The sequence below is a fragment of the Idiomarina sp. UBA4206 genome (genome assembly GCF_002383015.1).
GTDB classification, from domain to species: Bacteria; Pseudomonadota; Gammaproteobacteria; order Enterobacterales; family Alteromonadaceae; genus Idiomarina; species Idiomarina abyssalis.
In genome coordinates this window covers 21,358-25,805 of record NZ_DFTS01000041.1, presented here as the reverse complement: position 1 = coordinate 25,805, position 4,448 = coordinate 21,358, and the positions used below count along the sequence as shown (strand labels likewise).

The 4,448-nt window shown below is 49.1% G+C and carries 6 protein-coding genes; 4 read left to right on the top strand and 2 right to left on the bottom strand.

The annotated features are described in order from the left end of the window. Positions 1-675 (top strand): tRNA (adenosine(37)-N6)-threonylcarbamoyltransferase complex transferase subunit TsaD (locus B3180_RS08770; RefSeq protein ID WP_286844068.1); only part of this gene is annotated, 675 nt, incomplete at its 5' end. Here the strand turns inward: B3180_RS08770 and plsY are convergent. Next, a complete protein-coding gene (plsY, locus tag B3180_RS08765; RefSeq protein WP_199495108.1) occupies positions 659-1,249 on the bottom strand; it encodes a glycerol-3-phosphate 1-O-acyltransferase PlsY in 591 nt (196 codons plus the stop codon). The two genes, B3180_RS08770 and plsY, sit on opposite strands and share 17 nt — an antisense overlap. A 97-nt stretch (positions 1,250-1,346) precedes the next feature. Here plsY and folB point away from each other — a divergent pair, with 97 nt between their 5' ends. Both folB and folK read left to right on the top strand, forming a co-directional pair. Next, the gene (gene folB / locus B3180_RS08760; RefSeq protein ID WP_199495107.1) at positions 1,347-1,730 is read left to right on the top strand and encodes a dihydroneopterin aldolase; all 384 of its coding nucleotides are present in this window, start codon (positions 1,347-1,349) and stop codon (positions 1,728-1,730) included. A gap of 11 nt (positions 1,731-1,741) precedes the next feature. Further along, positions 1,742-2,251 carry a 2-amino-4-hydroxy-6-hydroxymethyldihydropteridine diphosphokinase gene (gene folK, locus B3180_RS08755; RefSeq protein WP_273022126.1) on the top strand — a complete coding sequence of 170 codons (510 nt, stop codon included), beginning with the start codon at positions 1,742-1,744 and terminating at the stop codon, positions 2,249-2,251. Here the strand turns inward: folK and B3180_RS08750 are convergent. Next, positions 2,248-3,360, bottom strand: coding sequence for a multifunctional CCA tRNA nucleotidyl transferase/2'3'-cyclic phosphodiesterase/2'nucleotidase/phosphatase (locus tag B3180_RS08750; protein ID WP_273022124.1), 1,113 nt, complete (start codon positions 3,358-3,360; stop codon positions 2,248-2,250). The genes folK and B3180_RS08750 overlap by 4 nt on opposite strands. A gap of 109 nt (positions 3,361-3,469) precedes the next feature. Between B3180_RS08750 and B3180_RS08745 the strand changes: the two genes are divergently transcribed. Next, a partial coding sequence (locus B3180_RS08745; protein ID WP_286844063.1) for an ExeA family protein occupies positions 3,470-4,448 on the top strand: 979 nt, incomplete at its 3' end.

The window sequence follows — 4,448 nt, the reverse complement described above, 5'->3', positions numbered from 1 at the left end:
CTGGAAGAGAACCAACCCGAATTCCCGTTTGTTGCTTTGCTCGTGTCTGGTGGTCACACTCAATTGGTGCAGGTAAAAGGCATAGGCGATTACCATTTGCTGGGTGAATCCGTCGATGACGCAGCTGGCGAAGCTTTCGATAAAACCGCTAAACTGATGGGGCTGGATTATCCGGGGGGGCCACGACTGGCCGCTCTGGCAGAACAGGGTAATAGTGACCGGTTTACTTTCCCCAGACCAATGACAGACAGACCAGGCCTTAATTTTTCTTTCAGTGGTTTAAAAACTTCCGCAGCTAATACTCTGGCCGCTAATGATAATGACGAGCAGACCCTGGCTGATATTGCACGGGCATTTGAAGATGCGGTGGTTGGTACCTTGGTGATCAAATGTCGCCGGGCATTAAAAGAAACTGGCTACAAGCGTTTAGTCGTTGCTGGTGGTGTCAGTGCCAATAAACACTTACGCGCCAAACTTGAGGCTTTGTTGCAAAAGCAAAATGGGCAGGTGTTTTACCCCCGTACTGAGTTCTGCACCGACAATGGTGCGATGATTGCTTTAGCTGGCGCACTGCGTTTACAAGCGGGAGAACGTGAGTCACTGGCAGTAAAAACACATCCAAGATGGCCGATGACGGATTTGAAACCTATGGTGAATATTAACGACGCCGTTTAAAGGCTTTTTCTTCGCCTGACGACAAGCGCAGAATATTGGCCTGGTGACGCCAGAGAATTAATAGTGAAATCATAATAACCGGCACCGTGTATTGGGGTTTTATCCAATAAGCATAAAACGGTGCCAGGCAAACGGTTACCAGAGCGGCTAAAGAAGATACCCGGCTTATACGGAAAACCAATAACCAGGTCGCAATAAGCAACAAGGCCATTTCCCAGGCCACAGGAAACATCGCACCTAAGGCGGTCGCTACGGCTTTGCCGCCACGAAAATGGAAGTAAAGCGGAAAGATATGACCAAGGCAGGCGGCAACGGCAATTAAGCCAAGGAAAAATGGTTCAATGCCGAGAAAATAAGATCCCCATACCGGAACCATACCCTTTAGTACGTCAAACCAAAGAGTTAATAGTGCAGGAATTTTTCCGCCCACCCGGTAAACATTGGTTGCTCCCGGGTTACCAGAGCCTTCTTTGCGCGGATCAGGCAGCCCCCAAAGCCGGCAGATAACCACAGCGCTACTGATAGAGCCCAGAAGGTAGGCTGAAAGTATCATCAGTAAAGTAAGCGCTGTCATGGGGTACGAATCCCTCGTTGGTTAAGGTAGACTGCGATTAAAAGTCAATGCCCATAGAATAAGCGGTTTTTTGGGCAATTACCACGGGTTAACACAAATGGAACAAGCAGATATTGATGTCGTCAGTATTGAGGGTCTAACCATAGAAACCATTATTGGCGTTTACGACTGGGAAAAAGAAAAAAAACAGTCGTTAGTGCTGGATATTCAAATGAGCTGGGACAACCAGCGTGCAGCAACTACCGACAATATCGACGACGCTTTAGATTACGCTCTGGTCAGCGAACGGGTTTCGGCTTGGGTGGCAGAGAAGCCACGAGAGTTAATTGAAACGGTTGCTGAAGGGGTTGCTACCTTAATTTTGAATGAATTTGGTGTTCAGAATGTTGAAGTGCGCGTAGCTAAGCCCGGGGCAGTGCCCAATGCGAAAAATGTTGCGGTGACGGTTCGTCGAAGCGTGTTTGATAGTCCGTTTGGGTAAGAGGTAAGGTTGTGGCGCAAGTTTTTCTCGGGGTAGGCTCTAATACGGATCGTGAAAAATACATTCGTGCCGGCTTAGAAGCAATTGCCGAAAGCTTTGGCTGGCGTCAGCGTTCACGAATTTTTCGCAGTGAATCGGTTGGATTTTCCGGCAGTGATTTTTACAACCTGGTGGTAGAGGTGGAGACAAGCCGCTCGGTTACCGAGGTTTTAGCCGAGTGTAAGCGCATTGAACAGCAAAATGGACGAGTGCCTGAAAGTGCCAAGTACAGTCCACGGACGCTGGATATTGACGTGCTGCTTTATGATGATGTAATACGAGCGCAACAGCCGCAATTACCACGTGCTGAGATCCTTGAAAACGCTTTTGTTCTATGGCCGTTAGCTGAAATTGCCGGCGATCTCCTGCATCCTGTTTTGGAAGTCAGTTATCAGCAGCTGTGGGAACAGTATCAGGAGTCCAATAAGCAGGCGCAGCAGCAGTTAGAGCCTCTTGAAAATACTGGCTGGCTGGAGGGTTAAACCAGCGCCTCTGCAAGTATTTGCTCGCGCTGTTCACGCAGTGCATTGCCCAGAGCTTTACCGGTGAGTCCCTGCTGCTGCAAAGCCTGAGAACTAAGTGCTGACGCTTTCTCGGCAGCTAAGCGCAGTTTTTGGTGCTGCTTATCAATAGTTGTCTTTTGTTCTGACCGACTAAACTCGGCTTCCCTTAATTGAAGTAACTGCCCGAGTTTCTCCGGGCGTCGCCAGTAGTCAATTTGTTTTAAAGTGGCCGAAAGCGACTCTGCCTCAGGAAGCTTAGCCTGGGTTATAAAGAGCTCATTATTCCTGGCAAGGGTCGCGGCATCGCGATAGTGGTTTGGAATAGCCAGTCGGCGACAAAACTGCTTGATATCATCGGGTGTCTTTTGCTCTACAAATAAACAGGCAAAACGCAGTATTGCCGAGTCTGAATAAGCTGAAGTCCTGTTGAGTCTTTGCAGCTGGCTATCATCGGCCGTGATACCCGGTAAAACCTGGGGCAGTGCGTCGATACTTTTAAGTAAGTTTAAGAAGACGGAAGGTGTTTCGCTTAACAGTGCTTTTTCCCATTCTCTCCAGACTCTCTCGGGAACTAAGTGACTGAGCTCTTCGCTCTCCGACATCTGTTGCAGTAGCTGCTGGGTTTCTGCAGCCACACTAAACCCTAAATGTGCAAAACGAGCCGCGAACCGCGCAACTCTCAAAACTCGTAGAGGATCTTCTGTAAAAGCTTCTGACACATGTCGCAGTTTACGGGCTTCAAGATCCTGTACACCTTTGTAAGGATCAATAATTGTTCCGTCTTCGCTTTCAGCAATGGCATTAATGGTTAAGTCACGACGAGCAAGGTCCTGCTCAAGAGTAACCTCTGGCGAGGCATAAACGGTAAATTCAGTGTGACCTCTGCCTGACTTTCGCTCGGTACGGGCTAACGCATATTCGTCATGCGTATCCGGGTGCAAAAACACCGGGAAGTCTTTACCTACTTGCTGAAAACCCTGGTTCAGCAGCTCTTCTGAGCGGGCGCCAACAACCACCCAGTCGCGTTCATGCACGGGTAATTTAAGGAGTTTGTCGCGTATTGCACCACCGACTAAATAGACTTCCACTGTTCACCTCAACTTTGTTTGGCATGATCATGTCGAATCACTGGTCGATGTGCAAGCAAGTCGTTACACTGTTGGACAAATAATAACATCAGCACAGTAGCGGACCGATATGTATCAAAACTATTTTGGTCTTCAGGCAGAGCCTTTTTCTATTGCCCCAGACCCAAACTACCTTTACCTGAGTGAACGGCATCAGGAGGCTTTAGCGCACCTTACGCAAGGGCTGCAGGGTAGTGGTGGCTTTATTTTACTGACCGGTGAAGTGGGGACGGGAAAAACCACGGTGTCACGGGCGTTGCTGGAACAACTACCTGAGTCGACTGAAACCGCCTTTATTTTGAATCCGATGCTGAATGAGGACGAACTGCTTGCCAGTTTGTGCGATGAGTTTGGTATCCGTTATCAAAAGCGCTCCGCCACTCGTAAAACTTTGACTGACAAACTCAGCCAGTTTTTCCTGAAAGCCAATGATGAAGGTCGTCAGTGTGTGGTGCTTATTGATGAAGCTCAGCATTTGCGCCCGCAAGTGCTGGAACAGTTGCGGTTGTTAACCAATTTAGAAACTCATGATCGGAAATTATTGCGGGTGATTTTAATTGGTCAGCCAGAGCTTCAGGATTTATTGCGCAGGCAGGAGCTGCGTCAACTGGCACAGCGTATTACCGCCCGTTATCATATTTTGCCGCTGACAGAAGCCGATACTCAACGTTATATTGCATATCGACTTCAGGTGGCAGGAGCGAACCGGCCACTTTTCAGTGCAGCTGCGGCGCGTAAAGCGCATCAAATGACTCAGGGGATTCCCCGTTTATTAAACCTGTATTGCGACCGGGCACTACTGGCGGCCTATACGGAATCAAGTGCAGAAGTTTTACCACGGCACTTACAACAAGCACATGCCGAGCTCAATGGTCCGGCCGACAGAAGAAGCGGTGTTAAGCACCAGTCACCCTTCTGGCGTTGGGCTGGCGCACTTATCTTATTCGTGGCCAGTGCTATAGGAAGCTATAGCCTGGTCAGAGAAACGGCCCCTGAGCCGGACAGGACAACCACCATGCAGTATAAGGCAGCGCAAGAGCTGGCCAGTG